The organism is Streptococcus pseudopneumoniae (assembly GCF_001072315.1).
GTDB lineage: Bacteria > Bacillota > Bacilli > Lactobacillales > Streptococcaceae > Streptococcus > Streptococcus pseudopneumoniae_R.
The window spans coordinates 1-20,302 of sequence record NZ_JVLI01000205.1; the positions used below are offsets into that span (position 1 = coordinate 1).

11 protein-coding genes are annotated in these 20,302 nt (G+C 43.4%); 10 read left to right on the forward strand and 1 reads right to left on the reverse strand.

Annotated features, from left to right (window positions below; genetic code table 11):
• Nucleotides 1–21: 21 nt before the first annotated feature.
• From ADH54_RS11665 to ADH54_RS10390, 4 genes are all read left to right on the forward strand, one after another.
• The gene (locus ADH54_RS11665) at nt 22–3,063 is read left to right on the forward strand and encodes a ZmpA/ZmpB/ZmpC family metallo-endopeptidase (protein WP_414716762.1); all 3,042 of its coding nucleotides are present in this window, start codon (nt 22–24) and stop codon (nt 3,061–3,063) included.
• Between the two features lie 72 nt (nt 3,064–3,135).
• Entirely contained in the window at nt 3,136–3,330 is a 195-nt protein-coding gene (locus tag ADH54_RS12555) for a hypothetical protein (RefSeq protein WP_049525079.1), read from the forward strand.
• Between the two features lie 212 nt (nt 3,331–3,542).
• Nucleotides 3,543–7,331 carry a sugar-binding domain-containing protein gene (locus ADH54_RS10385; protein ID WP_053092331.1) on the forward strand — a complete coding sequence of 1,263 codons (3,789 nt, stop codon included), beginning with the start codon at nt 3,543–3,545 and terminating at the stop codon, nt 7,329–7,331.
• Between the two features lies 1 nt (nt 7,332).
• Entirely contained in the window at nt 7,333–9,015 is a 1,683-nt protein-coding gene (locus ADH54_RS10390; protein ID WP_049525080.1) for an alpha-L-fucosidase, read from the forward strand.
• A 45-nt stretch (nt 9,016–9,060) separates the two neighbouring features.
• Here ADH54_RS10390 and ADH54_RS10395 read toward each other — a convergent pair whose 3' ends face one another.
• Nucleotides 9,061–11,145, reverse strand: coding sequence for a GH92 family glycosyl hydrolase (locus ADH54_RS10395; protein ID WP_049525081.1), 2,085 nt, complete (start codon nt 11,143–11,145; stop codon nt 9,061–9,063).
• 170 nt (nt 11,146–11,315) lie between these two features.
• Here ADH54_RS10395 and ADH54_RS10400 point away from each other — a divergent pair, with 170 nt between their 5' ends.
• The 6 genes from ADH54_RS10400 (at nt 11,316) to ADH54_RS10425 (ending at nt 20,244) form a co-directional block, all read left to right on the forward strand.
• Nucleotides 11,316–12,596, forward strand: a complete 1,281-nt coding sequence (locus tag ADH54_RS10400) for a glycoside hydrolase family 125 protein (RefSeq protein WP_049525082.1) — start codon at nt 11,316–11,318, stop codon at nt 12,594–12,596.
• Nucleotides 12,597–12,695: 99 nt separating this feature from the next.
• Nucleotides 12,696–15,341, forward strand: coding sequence for an alpha-mannosidase (locus tag ADH54_RS10405; protein WP_049525083.1), 2,646 nt, complete (start codon nt 12,696–12,698; stop codon nt 15,339–15,341).
• Nucleotides 15,342–15,424: 83 nt separating this feature from the next.
• Nucleotides 15,425–16,294, forward strand: coding sequence for an ROK family protein (locus ADH54_RS10410; RefSeq protein ID WP_049525084.1), 870 nt, complete (start codon nt 15,425–15,427; stop codon nt 16,292–16,294).
• A complete protein-coding gene (locus ADH54_RS10415; RefSeq protein ID WP_049525085.1) occupies nt 16,288–18,168 on the forward strand; it encodes a beta-N-acetylhexosaminidase in 1,881 nt (626 codons plus the stop codon). Before ADH54_RS10410 ends, ADH54_RS10415 begins: the two co-directional genes overlap by 7 nt.
• Nucleotides 18,169–18,377: 209 nt before the next feature.
• Nucleotides 18,378–19,307 (forward strand): ABC transporter permease, encoded by a 930-nt coding sequence (locus ADH54_RS10420; protein ID WP_001032152.1) that lies wholly within the window; start codon nt 18,378–18,380, stop codon nt 19,305–19,307.
• A 13-nt stretch (nt 19,308–19,320) separates the two neighbouring features.
• The gene (locus tag ADH54_RS10425; protein WP_049488630.1) at nt 19,321–20,244 is read left to right on the forward strand and encodes a carbohydrate ABC transporter permease; all 924 of its coding nucleotides are present in this window, start codon (nt 19,321–19,323) and stop codon (nt 20,242–20,244) included.
• The last annotated feature ends 58 nt before the right edge of the window (nt 20,245–20,302 follow it).

Sequence of the window (20,302 nt, forward strand, 5' to 3'; positions counted from 1 at the left end):
AAAACTGAAACAACTAAAGCTATGCGCCAAAAAGTAATCTTGGTTGGTACTAAAGAAGACACTTCACTTCCTCAGACCAAAGTAGAGACCAAAGTCGTTCCTTATGAAACCGTTTATGAAAAGAATGAGGAACTAGATCACGGCGTTACAAGAGTAAAAATTTCGGGTATTGAGGGACAAGAACAAGTTACTACTACCTATACTAAAGATCAAACAAGTGGAAATATTTCTGAGAATAAAACTGTTAAAATAGTAGCTAACAAAGTTGATCAAGTTGTAGAAGTTGGAACTAAATCGAGTGTTGAAACTACTGTCCTATCTCATAAAACGATCTACCAGGTGAATCCTGCTTTGGAGTTCAGACAAGAGAAAGTAGCGGTTGCAGGGCGTGATGGTTCGGTGGAAACTAGGACGACTTATCAATTAGATAAAGCAACAGGTCAGGTGATGGTATCTGACACTACTAGACAAGTAAATCCAGCAGTCGATAAAGTGATTCAAGTTGGTAATGTGGAAAAAGTAATACAACCGATTGCTGTTACTGAGGAGCGAAGAGAGGATTCTTCACTTGCTAAAAATATAGAAAAGGTAGCATCTGAAGGAGAAGTTGGTGAGAATACACTTACCAGAACATACGCTATCAATGAACAAACTGGTGAATTGGTTAATCCTCAAGAAGTGAGTCAAATAACAAAACCAATGAAACCGAGAGTTATTTTAGTTGGTAGTCAGGAGGATAAACCACACTTACTTCCAGCCAATAGTGAGAGAGAAGATGCTGTGGATGTGTCTGCTCTTACCACAAGCGCGAGATCAGTAGATTTCTTAAATGACAGTAAATTAAAAGCACAGTTAGAGCCTGCCTATGATCCTAGAGATATTATAACAAGGAAAATCGCGCTCAGAAAAACACACCCAAATATCACTGACCAAGAGGTCAAAGATATGTTGCGCACAGAGTATCTTCAAAAATTGTCAATTCAAGAAAGCTTTGATCAGACGAAGACGCAAGCTGAGTCAAGTTTCAAAAAGATTGCCTCACATACTTTGGGAATTATAGGGGATACCCCTGAAAATCGCAGTAAGGTCAAACAAGAGCTGGAGCAATACAAAGAGCAGATTTTGTTGGGACTGTCTTATATCAATCGTTTTTATAATATTCAATTTGGGGACACGAATATTCGTGATATTCTGGCCTTTAATCCAAGTTCATTTGGCAATAAGACAATGACAGCCTTGGATAGTTTGAAAAAATTAGGATCCATGTCTTATGAAGAGATGAAGTTGACCAATAGTCCTCAAACATTTACAAAATACTTATCTACTATTACAGGTAAGGCTAGCTTGAAGGAATTTTTAGACAGCAATCGCCAACTCTTTACGTCAGATGATGCGGATACTTGGCTTAAAAAATCTAGCCAAGCTATGATTGTTGAAAAATCATCTAAGGAAAATCCTTCAGCGCATGTCGGGCTGTATAGCAAGTTGACCGCTGGGGAAAAGGATTCTCGTAAACAAGAGGCTAATATGGCTGCTATTTTGGGACTTTTGAATGTGAAAGAACCACATGTTTACGTGATTAGTAATATGGCGACGATTACTTACGGTAATATTGGTTCCTATATAGATACTTCTCTTGCCCAGTCTAATCCAACTAAGTATCAGGCTGAGCTTGCTAGAGTCAAGTCTTTAATTGAAAAAGCGGCTGTACAACAAGCCAACTATGTTGATACTCTTTATCGTATAACAAAACCAGAAAATCGTGATAAGTTGCTGACAAATCGCTTGATTATTGATACGATGAAGAAATATACAAGTAATCCGAATGCCCAGATTGATAGCACTTGGTCATCAGCTACTGGTAATGGAGCTGATAAGGGGGTCGACCAATTTATGACTCCTATGAATTACTATTCTCCAGTAATTAAGGTGGGAGCTGAGGCCAATGGATTAGGTGTCCGTTACTTTATAGATAGGGTTCTGGATGATAGAGGTTCAGCTACTTATTCTCACGAAATGACGCATTTATTAGACGGAACAGTTCTGTTTAATAATCATGGTCGTCGAGATGGTACAGGAGCAGAGTTTTATGCGCGTGGTATTTTTGAAAATTCCTATAATCCAGAAAAGGATACTTATTTCAATCTCAACTTTGTATATGATGAGAGTGATAAGAATGGATTTTACAATAAAACACCTGATCGATTTAAAACGGCAGAAGATTTGAAATCTTATATGAAGGGAAGTTTTGATGTTCTTTATACTCTAGATTACCTAGAAGCAGAGGCAAGTAGAAACTTATCTGCAGAAGACAAGATGAGTTATTTTAAAAAAATAACGCCAATCACTTCAACAGGTCCTAGAACTTGGGTAGATTATCGTAGTCCAGCAGTTAAACCAACTCATAAGAGTGAGGAGATTCAAGCTCTGACCTTAGAAGATGCCAAAAAATTGACAGATATTGATAGTTTGATTGACAATCATATTCTGGTCAATCGTTATATCATTGCTGGTTTTTTAGATAAAGGTAAAATTGCAGCAAATGGTTACTATACTGTTGATATGTTTGATACCATTTATGGTGTTAGTCAAAATGACTCTGGTATGAGTGGGGACATCACCTTTAGAAAACAAGCCTTTGAATTGATGGCTACTTTGGGCTATTATGAAGGATTTGTTCCTTATGTGTCAAATCAATATAAAAACCAAGCTGAAGAAGAAGGCAAACCGCTATCTGATAAATATATTTTCGATAACATTTTAGGAAAATCTTACGCAGCTTTCAAAAAAGAGCAAATAACTGAGCGTGTTGAGAAATTAGGTAAGTTAAAACCAATTACTATAAATTACAACGGAAAAGAAGAAGTGATTGATAGTAAAGAAAAATTACAAGAGCTTATGAATAAAGCTGTTAAAGAAGAACTTGCTCAGATAAAAGCAGGAAATACAACGGTTAAAAAGTTTAAATTTATCGAAACTCCAGTCCAAAAACTGAAAAAAGCGATTTATAAAGCTTATCTCAAAGATTCAGATGACTTTAGACAGTCGATTTACAATAGCTAAGACAAAAGGAACATCTCTCTGGAATGAACATTCAGAGGGGTGTTTTTTGCTTCTTGTCAGATTTGATACTCAATGAAAATCAAAAAGCAAACTAGGAAGCGAGCCGCAGGTTGCTCAAAGTATAGCTTTGAGGTTGCAGATGAAACTGACGAAGTCAGCTCAAAACACTGTTTTGAGGTTGTAGATAAAACTGACGAAGTCAGCTCAAAACACCGTTTTGAGGTAGTAGATAAGACTGACGAAGTCAGTTACATATACCTACGGTAAGACGACGCTGACGTGGTTTGAAGAGATTTTAGAAGAGTATGACCTTGTTTCTTGAAAATGACAGTTTGTATGAACAAGGAGTGATTTTCAGACTTTTCCACAAATTATAGAATCTTTTCTGAGTATTTAGGGAGTGATAGAGGAAGTCTTGAAAGCGCTTTTGTTTTGTGCTATAGTCAAGTATATCGATTCGTTTAAAGAGGAATGCTTGTATGAGAAGAGAAGAAGTTTTACGAAATCACTGGTTTTTTAGCCAAGAGGTGGGGAAAGAAGAATCCTTGGCGCCGGATTTGCAGAGGGAAAATTGGGAGACCATTCAAGTGCCGCATGACTGGAGTATTTACAATGATTTTGACCATTATTCGCCAGCGCAAAATGAGGGTGGTCAGTTAAACGGGGGTCAAGTCTGGTACCGGACGCAGTTTTACTTGGAAGAAGATGCCAGTCTTGTATCGGTGCGTTTGCTCTTTGACGGGGTTTACATGAATGCCCAAGTCTATATTAACGGGCAAGTGCTGGGCTATTATCCCAATGGCTATACACCCTTTTCTTATGATATCACCCCTTATCTAAGAAACGATGGGACAGCCAACCAGCTTGCGGTTTTTGTGGAAAATCAGCAACCTAGCAGTCGTTGGTATTCGGGTAGTGGTATCTACCGGGAAGTAAAATTGTTGATTACAGATGCAGTTCATCTGGATTTGTATGGGATTAAGATAGAAAGTCCCAAGCTAAAGGAACAAAGAGCTGGATGGGTGGAAACTCAGCTTACAAGTAAGGTTTCAAATGATGAAACTCAGTCCGTGTCGGTGTATTTGGAGCAGAGTATCTGGTATGATGGCCAACAGCTGTCAGACTGGCAGGCGACAGACTCTCTAGTGATTGAGTTTGGGTACAAATATTCTTTCCAACAAGCAATATCAATTTTCCAACCTTTGCTTTGGGATATTGACCATCCTCATCTCTATCAGTTGAAGACTCGCATCTACAAAAATGGCATTTTGGTTGATGAAGGAGAGGAGAGCTTTGGTTACCGCTATATGGATTGGCAAGCGGATAAGGGTTTCTTTCTAAATGGTCGCTGGTTGAAGATTCATGGGGTTTGTCTGCACCATGACTACGGAGCGCTGGGAGCTGTGGAAAACAGGTCAGCTGCCGAGAGACGCTTGCGCCAGATGAAGGAAATGGGCGTCAATGCGATTCGAATCACCCATAATCCAGGCAGTAGCATCTTGCTAGATGTGGCTGCCAAAATGGGCTTACTCATCCAAGAAGAAGCCTTTGATACCTGGTATGGAGGCAAGAAAGAATATGACTATGGTCGGTTTTTTGAGGAAGATGCGACTCATCCAGAAGCGAAAACAGGCGATTTCTGGTCAGATTACGATTTGCGCACTATGATCGAGCGTGGTAAGAACAATCCAGCGATTTTTATGTGGTCCTTAGGAAATGAAGTTAGTGAAGCAAATGGCGATGCTCATTCATTGAAGACTATCAAACGCTTGCTGGGAAGGGTTAAGGAAGTGGATGATAGCCGTTTTGTGACCATGGGAATGGACCAGTTCCGCTTTGGAGATGGGTCTGGAGGTCATGAAAAGATTGCTGATTTGCTGGATGTGGTCGGCCTGAATTACTCAGAAGATAATATTGACGCGATTCGCAAAAGACATCCCAAGTGGCGACTTTATGGGTCTGAAACCTCATCGGCTACCCGAACGCGTGACAGCTATTTTCGCCCAGATAAGGAATGGGTTGGGGATAATCGCCGCGTGAGGAATTTTGAACAGTCAGACTATGGCAATGATCGGGTTCCTTGGGGGAAGACAGCGACAGCTTCTTGGATAGCAGATAGAAATCGGCTAGACTATGCGGGTCAGTTTATCTGGACAGGAGTGGACTATATCGGTGAGCCCACTCCTTGGCACAACCAAAATGACACACCTGTCAAGAGTTCCTATTTTGGGCTTGTGGATACGGCAGGGATTCCTAAAAATGACTATTATTTCTATCAAAGTCAGTGGGTGGACCTAGATCAGTATCCCATGGTTCATATCTTACCTCACTGGAATTGGGAAATCCACAAGAGTTATCAACAAGTTGTGGATAAGTATGGGGATATCCCTGTTCGAGTGTATTCAAATGCTGGTTCAGTAGAGCTATTTCTCAATGGAAAATCTCAAGGTAGGAAGACTTTTCAGGAAAAATGGACTTCAGATGGCAGAAAATACCAAGAGGGACAAGGTTCTGACCAACTCTATCTCGAATGGCCTTTGGCTTATCAACCAGGAGAATTGCGTGCTGTGGCCTATGACTGTCAAGGTCAGCTTGTGGCAGAAGATAAGGTGGTGACTGCAGGTAAGCCAGCCAAAATCGGGTTACATGCCGAGAAAACACAACTGGAGCCAGATGGGCAAGATCTCCTCTATCTTTATTTTGATGTATTGGACCAAGCTGGAAATTGGGTGCCGACTGCTTCCAATCAGCTTCATTTTGAAATTGAAGGCCCTGCTCGCATTGTAGGTGTGGATAATGGCAGGCAGGCCAGTCGTGAACGTTACCAAGCCCAGAAAAATGGTCGGTTTCAGAGGAAAGCCTTTCATGGCAGAGGTGTCCTTTTGGTTCAGAGCTTGGAGCAGGCGGGCCAAGTAAGAGTAAAGGCCAGTGCCAGAGGACTAGAGCCAGCAAGTTTTGATCTCTTAGTGGGAGAGGCTTTTGATTGCCAGCCAGTGAAAAATCAGCGCTTGTTTGAGATTCGAGTGGACAAGCAGGCAGGATTACAAGAAGGGGATTCCCCAGCCATTGGACTTTATCCACAAACTGTGGATAACCCTGTGAACAAGGTGGGGAATAGTGAAGTGATTTGGGAGACGAGTGGCAGTGCCCACGCCATTATCAAGCAGGGAGTGCTTCATTGCTTGTCTGCAGGCGACTTGGTTATCAGTGCTATTTATCAAGGGAAAACCTATCAAACTCATTTGCAGGTGGCAGAAAATACCTCACTAGGGCAAGCAGTTTCTGTACGACCACTTCGCTTATATACAGATAGGGGAACTTATCCACAGCTTCCATCTTCAGTCTTGGTGGACTATGAGTCTGGTAGTGCAAAACGAGTCAATGTTGTTTGGGAGGCAATCTCCGAAGAAGATATAGCAAGCTTTCATGAGTTTACGATATCTGGCCAGCTTGAAGGGCTGGATTTAAGGGCTTCTGCTCAGGTTTGTGTCCAAGGGATTTGTGCTATTGAGTCTGAAAGGGTTTGGACGCTTGTCAAGGAAGCCCCACACTTACCAGACCGAGTCAAGCTAGTCTTATCAGATGGCAGACGAGATACGGTCAAGGTGACTTGGGATGAACTCGATCCTCAAGTCTATGTTCAGGTAGGAGAATGCGTTCTCACAGGGCAGGTAGCGGGCTGTGAGTTGCCAGCAATAGTCACCATTCATGTGACAGATGCCAGTGTAGATGGGGAAGTCATTTCCAATCAATGGACAGGATCCAACCTACCTCTGGTCTTTGCTTCCCATTCAGAGCCGAATCACCCAGCCTCATATCTCAATGACAAGGTTATTTCTCGGAAGAAATCGACAGGCAATACTTGGATTATCAAGTCAGAGCAAGCTAGCGTGGGCATTCTTTTTGGAGATGCAGGGATTTTAAAACCGCGATTTGTGGATAATGTGACCTTGTATTGTGTTGAAAATCAAGAATATGTGGCGATGGAGCCTACTTTTATTGATTATTACATAGGGAATGAGCCTGCCTTGCCTCGGACTCCCAACCATTTGGACAAGGATTCTCTGCTCAAGCAAGAGGAGAATTGGCGACCTGTATCAGCTATCCGAAAAGTTTCAAGCGACAAGGATGAAGAGATTCGTTTTGAATTTGACAAGGTGGAAACTTATGCCCTTCGTCTTCGATTTGAAGGCTTGACCAGTCCCCTAGCGTTAACAGAATTGCAAGTACATGCCAAAAAAGTAAAGAAAAATGTAGATAGGAAATAGTATGGTAAGAGAAATAAAACCGCATGGCCCTTTGCCAAGTCCGGCCCAGCTAGCTTATTTAGAGGATGAACTAGCAGCCTTTATCCATTTTGGGCCTAATACTTTTTATGACCAGGAATGGGGGACAGGTCAGGAGGATCCTGGGCGATTTAACCCGACAAGGTTAGATGCGCGTGAGTGGGTTCGCGTGCTCAAGGAAACGGGCTTTAAGAAGTTGATTTTGGTGGTCAAGCACCACGATGGCTTTGTCCTCTATCCGACAGCTTATACGGATTATTCGGTCAAGGCCAGTCCTTGGAAGAATGGAGAGGGTGACTTGCTCCTTGAGGTATCCCAAGCTGCCACAGAGTTTGATATGGATATGGGGGTCTATCTATCGCCTTGGGATGCCCACAGTCCTCTCTATCATGTGGAGCGAGAAGCGGACTATAATGCCTATTATTTGTCTCAGTTGAAGGAAATCTTATCAAATCCTGCCTATGGTAATGGAGGGAAATTTACTGAGGTCTGGATGGATGGTGCCAGAGGAGAGGGCGCTCAAAAGGTTAATTATGAATTTGAAAAATGGTTTGAAATCATTCGTGACCTGCAGGGCGATTGCTTAATTTTTTCAACAGAAGGCACTAGTATCCGCTGGATTGGCAATGAACGAGGATATGCAGGTGATCCACTGTGGCAAAAGGTGAATCCTGATAAACTAGGAACAGAAGCAGAGCTGGACTATCTTCAGCACGGAGATTCCTTAGGTACGATTTTTTCAATTGGTGAGGCAGATGTTTCCATCCGGCCGGGCTGGTTTTACCATGAGAATCAGGATCCCAAGTCTCTCGAGGAGTTGGTTGAAATCTACTTCCACTCGGTAGGGAGGGGAACACCTCTCTTGCTCAATATTCCGCCGAATCAAGATGGTCTATTTGACGATAAAGATATCAAGCGCCTCTATGAATTTGCGGCCTATCGCAATGAGCTCTATAAAGAAGATTTGGCTCTGGGAGCTGGGGTATCTGGTCCTGCTCTTTCCGCAGACTTTGCTTGTCACCATCTGACAGATGGCCTTAAGACCAGCTCTTGGGCAAGCGATGCGGGCTTGCCCATCCAGTTAGAACTCGACTTAGGGTCACCTAAAACTTTTGATGTAATTGAGTTAAGAGAAGATTTGAAGCTAGGGCAACGAATCGCTGCTTTTCATGTGCAAGTAGAGGTGGATGGCGTCTGGCAAGAATTTGGCACAGGCTTTACAGTTGGTCATAAGCGTCTCCTGCGAGGGCCGATAGTAGAGGCACAGAAGGTGCGCGTGATGATTACAGAGGCACAGGATTTGCCTGTACTGACTAAAATTTCACTTTATAAAACTCCTAGCTTAGTAAAAAAAGAAGTTGTTCAGGGACTAGCATTTGCAGAAAAAAGTTTAACTGTGACAAAGGGAGAGACTCTTCATTTTAGGATTGAACGTAGCGAAAGTAATACTCCTTTAGAGGCTAAGATTTCGATCCAACCGGGGACAGGTGTCCATGGTGTCGCCTATCAGGACGAAATTCAAGTCCTTCAATTCCAAGCTGGGGAAAGCAAAAAAGATTTGTGTCTACCAACCCTGCACTTTGCTGCTGATAAGACCTTGGATTTCTATCTGAATCTGACTGTTGATGGACAGCTGATTGATCAACTTCAAGTACAAGTTTCATAAAATAAAAGAGCCTTTGCACGATACAAAGGTTCTTTTGTCTACTAGCTAGTGACTTGGTAACCAGCTAAGTGTAAAGGTTAGTTGCTCAGCTTTTAGGAGGTCTTGGTGTTGAATAGTTGATACTAGTTTTTTGTCCAGTCGGCATTCTTTTATAAAGTTAAAATGGCTGTGGTTTTGCTCAGCATGAATATCTAGCCATTTATCTTCTTTAGACAGGTAGACTCGGAGATGGTCAAAGAGAGGGATTCCGAGGTCATAGCTTGGTTTTCCTGGACAGGTTGGATAAAATCCGAGAGCCGACCAGATGTACCAGGCCGAGAGACTGCCATTGTCTTCATCACCAGGATAGGCTTGCCAGCTTGGGTGAAAGGCTTTCTGACGGAGCGTCTTGATGAGAAGGGCAGTGTAGTTAGGGTAATTGCTGTAGCGGAAGAGATAAGGAATGTGGAAGCTCGGTTGATTGGAAATAGCGAGTTGTCCAAAAGGAGCAGTAGCCATTTCGCTCATTTCGTGAATCTCGTAACCATAGCCTGTTGTCTCAAAGAGGGGAGCATCTTGACAGGTTTTCAAAAGATAGTTGCTGAAGGCTTCTTTTCCACCCATAAGCTGGATCAAGCCTGGGATGTCGTGGAGGACGCCTAAAGTCGCTTGAATGGCAGAGCATTCGGCATAATCACGCCCCCAACTATAAGGAGAGAAGTCAGGGCGGAAGTTGCCTTGATTGTCTCGCGCTCTCATGTAACCTGTCTCATCATCAAATAGATGGTGGTAATTTTGTGAAGTAGTCTTATAAGTCTCAGCAATCTCTATTTGCCCCAGTTTTTCAGCACAGCTGGCGATACAAAAGTCACTATAGGCGTAGTCTAGGGTATGGCTAACACTTTCGTGGTGGTCGGTAGAGAGGTAGCCAAGTTCTTGGTATTGGGTTAGTCCGTGGCGACCATTGATGCCGAGAGGGTCGGTCTTGCTGGCTGTTTCAAGTATGGCTTGGAGGAGTTCTTCTTCTAGGTCGGGGGCCATGTCCTTGCAGGCGCTATCTGCGATAATACCGTCTAAAAGTGTACCTGGCATCATACCCCGTTCATCTGGAGCCAGCCATTTTGGAAGGAAACCAGTATCGCGGTAGCTATTGAGAAAGCCTTCTAAAAAGCGGTGATAGTGCTCCGGTATGATAAGGGCAAAGAGGGGGAAGGTGGTGCGGAAGGTATCCCAGAAACCATTGTTGCTGAAGAGGACATCAGGCTTGACAGTTTCAGTAGCCAAATCTATGTGGATGGCTTGCCCTGATTCATCAACTTCATAAAAAGTTTGTGGGAAGAGGAAGAGTCTGTAAAGGCAGTGATCAAAGAAGGTTCGATCAGCCTCTCCTGTCTCGATAATGTCAAAACGATGGAGGAGATTTTCCCAATCCGCTTGGGCATTTACTTTACAGCTATCAAAATCTTCTTGAGGTAGATTGATTAGTGCTTGAGAAGGAGAGATGAAAGAAGTCGCTAGCTGAATCTCAGCATGGTTATCTGTCAGGTCGATTCGCCAGTCTCCACCTTCTTGACTGACAGTAAGAATATCCGTATTCATTTGCAGGGCAGTGAAAAGTATCAGTGGATTTTTGTTGGTCTCAGTTTTTCCTTCTTGTCGCAGGGCAAGATTCCTCTTATCTACTTGCTCTACTGTCAGACCATCTGTTGCGTGAAGATAGAGGGAGAGGGATTTGCCTTGCTTTTGCTCCAAATGAATAGAAGCACCGTAGCAAGTCGGTGTAAGCTGGGTTTCAATCTGATAGCGCAGGGAGAAAATCTTCAGATAATGAGGTTTGAAAGAGGCCTTATCTATGTCATAGGAAGACTGGCGGTGAAAGAGGCTGTCTCCCCCTAGCTGACCGGTGACAGGTGTCAGAAGGAGCCAAGAGTAGTCTCCAATCCAAGGACTTGGTTGATGGGTCAATCGAATCCCCTGAAAGATAGGCAGATGTGGATCAAAAAACCAAGATCCATCCTGGTCACTGGTCTGGGGCACAAAGTAATTCATCCCAAAAGGCACGCCTGTGTATGGCAGGGTATTTCCCCGAGAGAAGGCATGTTTGCTGGCAGTTCCAAATCGGGTATCGATGCTTTCAAGTAGTGGTTTCATAGTCTTTCCTTTAGCTGTTTTTCTACATTATATCAGAAAAAGAGGGTCTTTAGAAAAGGAGTTTCAAAGATAACTATTTTGTAGAAAAATGACTATCATTTGTGTATGTATTTTCTGTCTCAAAAGCTATATACTGAAAATGAAACTTGTTTGAAAGAGGATACTGCACGATGATTTATTCAAAAGAAATTGTTAGAGAATGGCTAGATGAAGTGGCAGAGAGGGCTAAGGACCATCCAGAGTGGGTGGATGTTTTCGAGCGTTGCTACACCGACACCTTGGACAATACAGTTGAAATCCTAGAAGATGGTTCAACCTTTGTGCTCACAGGAGATATTCCTGCTATGTGGCTTCGGGATTCGACAGCTCAACTCAGACCCTACCTGCATGTGGCTAAAAGAGATGCCCTCCTGCGTCAGACCATTGCAGGTTTGGTCAAACGTCAGATGACCTTGGTACTCAAGGATCCTTATGCCAATTCCTTTAACATTGAGGAAAACTGGAAGGGGCACCACGAGACCGACCACACAGACCTTAATGGCTGGATTTGGGAGCGCAAGTATGAGGTGGACTCGCTTTGCTATCCGTTGCAGTTAGCATATCTCCTTTGGAAAGAGACTGGCGAGACTAGTCAGTTTGATGAGACTTTTGTCGCAGCGACTAAGGAAATCCTCAATCTGTGGACGGTGGAACAGGACCACACCAACTCTCCTTATCGTTTTGTTCGTGATACCGATCGTAAGGAAGACACCTTGGTAAATGATGGCTTTGGACCTGATTTTGCAGTGACAGGTATGACTTGGTCAGCTTTTCGTCCAAGCGATGACTGTTGCCAGTATAGTTACTTGATTCCGTCCAATATGTTTGCAGTTGTTGTTTTGGGGTATGTCCAAGAAATCTTTGCAGTATTAAACCTAGCGGATAGCGAGAGTGTTATCACAGACGCTAATCGTCTTCAGGATGAAATCCAAGAAGGAATTGAAAACTATGCTTACACCACCAACAGCAAGGGCGAAAAGATTTATGCCTTTGAAGTGGATGGCCTAGGAAATGCCAGCATCATGGATGATCCAAATGTACCAAGTCTACTAGCTGCGCCCTATCTGGGCTACTGTTCGGTCGATGATGAAGTGTATCAAGCAACTCGCCGTACCATTCTGAGCCCTGAAAATCCATATTTTTACCAAGGAGAATATGCCAGTGGTCTCGGTAGTTCTCATACCTTCTATCGCTATATCTGGCCAATCGCCCTTTCTATCCAAGGATTGACAACAAGAGATAAGGCAGAGAAGAAATTCTTGCTAGATCAGCTGGTTGCTTGCGATGGGGGCACAGGTGTTATGCACGAAAGCTTCCACGTGGACGACCCAACTCTCTATTCTCGTGAATGGTTCTCTTGGGCTAATATGATGTTCTGTGAGTTGGTCTTGGATTACTTGGATATCCGCTAAGGAACACGCTTTAGCTCAACTGATTCTTGGAAAGAATCACAAATTTACATCCAAAAACGTTAACAATAAAAATTTAAATTTAGAATGAGGTTTTACTTCATGGAAAATGTTGTCGTACATATTATCTCACATAGTCACTGGGACCGTGAGTGGTACTTGCCTTTTGAAAGCCACCGTATGCAGTTGGTGGAATTATTTGACAATCTCTTTGATCTTTTTGAAAATGACCCTGAGTTCAAGAGTTTCCATTTAGATGGACAAACCATTGTCCTTGATGACTACTTGCAAATTCGCCCTGAAAATCGCGACAAAGTTCAACGCTACATCGACCAAGGCAAACTTAAAATTGGTCCCTTTTACATCTTGCAGGATGATTACTTGATTTCAAGTGAAGCCAATGTCCGAAACACCTTGATTGGTCAAGCAGAATGTGCAAAATGGGGCAAATCAACCCAGATTGGTTACTTCCCAGATACCTTTGGAAATATGGGACAAGCTCCTCAAATTCTTCAAAAATCAGGCATTCATGTGGCAGCTTTTGGTCGTGGTGTGAAGCCGATTGGATTTGACAACCAAGTTCTCGAAGATGAGCAGTTTACTTCTCAGTTTTCAGAAATGTATTGGCAGGGTGCGGACGGAAGTCGTGTCCTCGGGATTCTCTTTGCCAACTGGTACAGTAATGGGAATGAAATTCCAGTTGATAAAGACGAGGCCTTGACCTTCTGGAAACAAAAACTGGCAGACGTGCGTGACTATGCTTCAACCAACCAGTGGTTGATGATGAACGGCTGTGACCATCAACCTGTGCAGAAAAATTTGAGTGAAGCCATTCGTGTGGCAAATGAACTCTTTCCAGATGTAAACTTTGTTCATAGTTCTTTTGATGAATATGTCCAAGCCGTGGAAAGTGCCCTACCAGAGCAGTTATCAACGGTTACAGGCGAGTTGACCAGTCAGGAAACAGATGGCTGGTACACGCTTGCCAACACTTCTTCATCCCGCATTTACCTCAAACAAGCTTTCCAAGAAAATAGCAACCTCCTAGAGCAAGTTGTAGAACCACTGACTATTATCACTGGGGGTCATAACCACAAGGACCAGTTGACTTATGCTTGGAAAACTCTTTTACAAAATGCGCCACATGATAGCATCTGTGGCTGTAGCGTGGACGAAGTTCACCGTGAGATGGAGACACGTTTTGCCAAGGTCAACCAAGTCGGAAACTTTGTGAAGAGCAATCTTCTTAACGAGTGGAAGGGCAAAATTGCTACAGCTAAGGCTCAAAGTGATTATCTCTTTACTGTTATTAACACAGGATTGCATGATAAGGTTGATACTGTCAGCACAGTGATTGATGTGGCGACTTGTGATTTCAAGGAATTGCACCCAACAGAAGGCTACAAGAAGATGGCTACTCTTACCTTGCCAAGCTACCGTGTAGAGGACTTGGATGGTCGTCCTGTAGAGGCTAAAATCGAAGACCTTGGAGCTAATTTTGAGTATGATTTACCAAAAGACAAGTTCCGCCAAGCTCGTATCGCTCGTCAAGTGCGCGTGACCATTCCAGTTCACCTAGCACCGCTTTCTTGGACAACCTTCCAATTGCTGGAAGGAGAACAAGAACACCGTGAGGGTATTTACCAAAACGGAGTGATTGATACGCCATTTGTAACGGTGAGTGTAGATGACAATATCACAGTTTATGACAAGACAACTCACGAAGCCTACGAAGACTTTATCCGCTTCGAAGACCGTGGGGACATCGGAAACGAGTATATCTATTTCCAACCAAAAGGAACAGAGCCAATCTATGCAGAGCTTAAGGGTTATGAGGTCTTGGAAAACACAGCTCGCTACGCTAAGATTTTGCTCAAACATGAATTGACCGTGCCTGTCAGTGCAGATGAAAAGCTAGAAGAAGAGCAAAGAGGCATCATCGAGTTTATGAAGCGTGAAGCAGGACGTTCAGAAGAGTTGACAAGTATTCTTCTTGAAACAGAGATGACGGTCTTTGTTGATAATCCACAAATTCGTTGCAAGACTCGCTTTACCAACACTGCCAAAGACCACCGTATCCGTCTTTTGGTTAAGACTCATAACACGCGTCCAAGCAACGATTCTGAAAGCATCTATGAGGTGGTGACACGACCAAACAAACCAGCTGCTTCTTGGGAAAATCCTGAAAATCCTCAACACCAACAAGCCTTTGTCAGTCTGTATGACGATGAAAAAGGGGTGACTGTATCCAACAAAGGATTGAATGAATACGAAATCCTTGGGGACGACACTATTGCAGTGACGATTTTGCGTGCATCAGGTGAGTTGGGTGACTGGGGTTACTTCCCAACACCAGAAGCCCAATGCTTGCGTGAGTTTGAAGTCGAGTTTGCGCTTGAATGCCACCAAGCCCAAGAACGCTTCTCAGCTTTCCGTCGTGCTAAAGCCTTGCAGACACCATTCACATCTCTTCAAGTTGCAAAACAAGAGGGTAGCGTGGCTGCGACTGGTAGCCTCTTGAGCCATTCTGTTCTCAGCATACCGCAAATCTGTCCAACAGCCTTTAAGGTAGCTGAAAATGAAGAAGGCTATGTCCTTCGTTACTACAATATGTGTAGTGAAAATGTACATGTACCAGAAAGTCAACATCTCTTCCTTGACCTGCTTGAACGACCATATTCAGTTCATAGAGGCCTCATTTCACCACAAGAGATTCGTACAGAATTCATCAAAAAAGAAGAAATTTAATTTCAAAAAGTAAACATAAAAAGAAAGGAGGGGCGAAAAAGTAAGAACTAACTGCTGATTCGCCTCTTTTTATGGTAAAAACAATGACCATTGCAACGATTGATATCGGAGGGACTGGAATTAAGTTTGCCAGTCTGACTCCTGATGGGAAAATATTGGATAAGGAAAGCAATCCAACGCCAGAAAGTTTGGAGGATTTACTAGCTTGGCTAGATCAGCGCTTGTCAGAACAGGATTACAGCGGGATTGCTATGAGCGTTCCAGGCGCGGTCAATCAAGAAACTGGTGTGATTGATGGCTTCAGTGCCGTTCCTTATATCCACGGCTTTTCTTGGTATGAAGCCCTTGCCCATCATCAGCTACCTGTCCATCTGGAAAATGATGCCAACTGCGTTGGACTCAGTGAACTACTAGCTCATTCAGAGCTTGAAAATGCAGCATGCGTCGTGATTGGGACAGGGATTGGCGGAGCCATGATTATCAATGGCAGACTTTACCGAGGTCGCCACGGCCTGGGTGGAGAATTTGGCTATATGACAACCCTTGCCCCTGCTGAAAAGCTCAACAACTGGTCGCAACTAGCGTCAACTGGCAATATGGTGAGATACGTGATTGAAAAATCTGGTCAGACTGACTGGGACGGCCGCAAGATTTACCAAGAAGCCGCAGCTGGGAATGCTCTTTGCCAAGAAGCCATTGAGCGCATGAACCGCAATCTGGCGCAAGGCTTGCTCAATATCCAGTATCTCATCGATCCAGATGTCATCAGTCTGGGAGGCTCTATCAGTCAAAATCCAGATTTTATTCAAGGTGTCAAGAAGGCTGTTGAAGACTTTGTCGATGCCTACGAAGAATACACGGTTGCACCCGTTATCCAAGCCTGCACCTATCATGCAGATGCCAATCTCTACGGTGCCCTTGTCAACTGGTTACAGGAGGAAAATCAATGGTAAGATTTACAGGAATTAGCAGTAAACAACATCAAGCTATAGAGTTGCTTCAAAAGCACATTTCTTTACCAGATGTAGAGGTAGCTGTCGCTCAGTCTGACCAAGCCTCTATCTCTATCAAGGGTGAGGGTGGCCACTATCAATTAACTTACCGCAAACCCCACCAACTTTATCGTGCCTTGTCCCTGTTGGTAACAGCTCTAGCAGAAGGTGACAAGGTAAAGATTGAAGAACAAGCAGCTTATGAAGATTTAGCTTATATGGCAGACTGTTCTCGAAATGCGGTGCTGAATGTGGCTTCTGCTAAGCAGATGATTGAGATCTTGGCTCTCATGGGATACTCAACCTTTGAGCTTTACATGGAAGACACCTACCAGATTGAAGGACAGCCTTACTTTGGCTATTTCCGTGGGGCTTATTCGGCTGAGGAGTTGCAGGAAATCGAAGCCTATGCCCAGCAGTTTGACATGACCTTTGTGCCCTGCATCCAGACCTTGGCCCACTTGTCAGCCTTTGTCAAATGGGGTGTCAAGGAAGTGCAGGAACTCCGTGATGTGGAGGATATTCTCCTCATTGGCGAAGAAAAAGTTTATGACCTGATTGATGGCATGTTTGTCACCCTGTCTAAGCTACAAACTCGCAAGGTCAATATCGGGATGGACGAAGCCCACTTGGTTGGCTTGGGACGTTACTTGATATTGAACGGTGTGGTGGATCGTAGTCTCCTCATGTGCCAACACTTGGAGCGCGTGCTGGATATTGCTGACAAATATGGTTTCCACTGCCAGATGTGGAGCGATATGTTCTTTAAACTTATGTCAGCGGATGGCCAGTACGACCGTGATGTGGAAATTCCAGAAGACACTCGTGTCTACCTAGACCGTCTCAAAGACCGTGTGACCTTGGTTTACTGGGACTATTATCAGGATAGCGAGGAAAAATACAATCGCAATTTCCGCAACCACCACAAGATTAGCCATGACCTTGCATTTGCAGGGGGAGCTTGGAAGTGGATTGGCTTTACACCTCACAACCATTTTAGCCGTCTAGTGGCTATCGAGGCTAATAAAGCCTGCCGTGTCAATGACATCAAAGAAGTCATCGTAACGGGTTGGGGGGACAATGGTGGGGAAACAGCCCAATTCTCTATCCTACCAAGCCTGCAAATCTGGGCAGAACTCAGCTACCGCAATGACCTAGACAGTTTGTCTGCTCACTTCAAGACCAATACAGGTCTATCCGTTGAGGATTTCATGCAGATCGACCTAGCCAACCTCTTGCCAGATTTACCAGGCAATCTCAGTGGCATCAACCCTAACCGCTATGTCTTTTATCAGGATGTTCTCTGTCCAATTCTTGACCAGCACATGACACCTGAACAGGACAAACCGCACTTCGCCCAGGCTGCTGAGACGCTTGCTGACATTAAAGAGACAGCTGGGAACTATGCCTATCTTTTTGAAACTCAGGCTCAGTTGAACCAGATTTTAAGCAGTAAAGTCGATGTGGGACGACGTATTCGTAAAGCCTATCAAGAAGGTGATAAAGAAAGCCTGCAAGAAATCGTCAGACAAGAATTACCAGAACTCAGAAGCCAAATCGAACACTTCCATGCCCTCTTTAGCTATCAATGGTTGAAAGAAAATAAGGTCTTTGGCTTGGATACAGTTGATATCCGTATGGGCGGGCTCTTGCAACGCATCAAGCGAGCAGAAAGCCGTATCGAGGCTTATCTGGCAGGTCAACTTGACCGTATCGATGAATTAGAAGTGGAAATCTTACCATTTACTGACTTCTACGCAGACAAGGATTTCGCAGCTACAACAGCCAACCAGTGGCATACCATTGCGACATCTTCAACCATTTACACGACCTAAAAACAAGAACACTGTGCTCTTACTCAGAGTGTTTCGCGTGAAACATTCCTTTCTTCAAAAGTACTCCACATAAAATAATTTGTGGAGTTTTTTCTATAATTAGTAGTTTAACCTAACCTTCAAATAGGAGTATACTAATAATGTAATCGTTATCAAAAGTCTAAAAAGGAATTTTTAGATGGATATCAAAATAAAAAAGGGAGGAAATTATGAATAAGTTTTCAAAAACCTTGAGAGACAACTGGATCTTTCTCTTGATGGTTTTGCCAGGGGCACTCTGGTTGATTCTATTCTTCTACATTCCAGTATTTGGGAACGTGGTTGCCTTTAAAGACTACCACATGACCAGTAATGGATTCATAGATAGCATCGTGAATAGTAAATGGGTCGGACTCGATAATTTCAGATTCTTATTTAGTTCAAAAGACGCCTTTATCATTACTCGAAATACTGTCCTCTACAATCTCGGCTTTATCTTTATCGGTTTGATTGTATCAGTAGGGATTGCCATCATCCTCAGTGAACTCCGTTCTAAGAGAATGGTTAAGATCTTCCAAACTTCCATGTTGTTCCCTTACTTCTTGTCTTGGGTTATCATCAGTTTCTTTACAGATGCCTTCCTAAACATTGACAAAGGGGTCTTCAACCATTTCCTAGAATCTATCGGGATGAAGGAAATCAATTTCTACGCTGACTTGGGTATCTGGCCATATCTCCTACTTTTCCTAGGTATTTGGAAAGGTTTTGGATATAGCAGTGTCATGTACTATGCGACAATCATGGGAATTGATCCAACCTACTACGAAGCAGCAACAGTGGACGGGGCTAGCAAATGGCAACGAATTCGCAATGTAACTATTCCACAGTTGACACCATTGGTAACTGTATTGACCATCCTTGCAGTCGGAAATATCTTCCGTGCAGACTTCGGTCTTTTCTACCAAATCCCCCACAATGCTGGTCAGCTTTATAACGTAACCAACGTCTTGGACGTATATGTTTATAATGGTTTGACTCAGACAGCGGATATCGGGATGGCTTCAGCGGCAGGTCTCTACCAATCAGTTGTCGGCTTGATTCTGGTTATCCTATCAAACTTACTTGCAAGACGAGTTGATCCAAACTCAGCCTTGTTCTAGAAAGGAGGAGAATATGGCAGAAAAGAAAATTAAAAAAGAAAAAATTGATAATGTCGGCATTCACTCCTTCAGTAAGAAAGCAGATATCTTCTTTAGTACCATTTCTGGTTTGGTTGCCCTCTCTTGTATCCTACCCTTCATATTTGTTATTGTTATCTCTGTGACAGATGAAAAGAGTATCCTCCAAAATGGATATAGCTTCTTCCCATCTCAATTTGGATTAGACGGTTTTGAGTTCTTGGCACAATTTAAGGATAAAATTCTCCAAGCCCTCTTCATCTCAGTTTTTGTAACAGTGGTGGGGACTATCACAAACGTTTTTATCACAACAACTTATGCCTACGCCATCTCACGGACAACCTTTAAGTATCGCAGATTCTTTACGATTTTTGCCCTTCTTAGTATGTTGTTCAACGCTGGTTTGGTACCAGGCTATATCGTGGTCACTCGTTTACTTCAACTTGGTGATACAGTTTGGGCCTTGATTGTTCCAATGCTTCTCTCACCATTTAACATCATCTTGATGCGTTCCTTCTTCAAGAAGACCATTCCAGAAGCTATTCTAGAATCCGCTCGTATCGATGGTGCTAGTGAGGCCCGGATTTTCTTCCAAATCTGTTTGCCATTGTCACTACCAGGTATCGCAACCATCACGCTCTTGACAGCACTTGGTTTCTGGAATGACTGGTTCAACGCCCTTCTTTACATCAAGAGTGACAACTTGTATCCATTGCAATATTTGCTCATGCAAATCCAGCAAAATATGGACTACATCGCCAAAGCAGTCGGCCTATCTGGTCAACTGGGAGTTGCTCTTCCAAAAGAAACAGGTCGTATGGCCATGGTTGTGGTCGCAACCCTTCCAATCGCGATTTTGTATCCATTCTTCCAACGCTACTTTGTAAAAGGTTTGACTATCGGTGGTGTGAAAGAATAGTGCTTATTGAGAAGAACATTTCTCATTTCCAAACTTCCCTTGCGTGAAGTTAAGATCA

Bases quoted from the DNA above. Each gene is read 5' to 3' on its own strand.
- ADH54_RS10415 (WP_049525085.1), top strand. From the start codon at position 16,288: ATGGTAAGATTTACAGGAATTAGCAGTAAACAACATCAAGCTATAGAG.
- ADH54_RS10395 (WP_049525081.1), bottom strand. From the start codon at position 11,145: ATGAAACCACTACTTGAAAGCATCGATACCCGATTTGGAACTGCCAGC.
- ADH54_RS10385 (WP_053092331.1), top strand. From the start codon at position 3,543: ATGAGAAGAGAAGAAGTTTTACGAAATCACTGGTTTTTTAGCCAAGAG.
- ADH54_RS11665 (WP_414716762.1), top strand. From the start codon at position 22: ATGCGCCAAAAAGTAATCTTGGTTGGTACTAAAGAAGACACTTCACTT.
- ADH54_RS10420 (WP_001032152.1), top strand. From the start codon at position 18,378: ATGAATAAGTTTTCAAAAACCTTGAGAGACAACTGGATCTTTCTCTTG.
- ADH54_RS10400 (WP_049525082.1), top strand. From the start codon at position 11,316: ATGATTTATTCAAAAGAAATTGTTAGAGAATGGCTAGATGAAGTGGCA.
- ADH54_RS10410 (WP_049525084.1), top strand. From the start codon at position 15,425: ATGACCATTGCAACGATTGATATCGGAGGGACTGGAATTAAGTTTGCC.
- ADH54_RS10405 (WP_049525083.1), top strand. From the start codon at position 12,696: ATGGAAAATGTTGTCGTACATATTATCTCACATAGTCACTGGGACCGT.
- ADH54_RS10425 (WP_049488630.1), top strand. From the start codon at position 19,321: ATGGCAGAAAAGAAAATTAAAAAAGAAAAAATTGATAATGTCGGCATT.
- ADH54_RS12555 (WP_049525079.1), top strand. From the start codon at position 3,136: ATGAAAATCAAAAAGCAAACTAGGAAGCGAGCCGCAGGTTGCTCAAAG.
- ADH54_RS10390 (WP_049525080.1), top strand. From the start codon at position 7,333: ATGGTAAGAGAAATAAAACCGCATGGCCCTTTGCCAAGTCCGGCCCAG.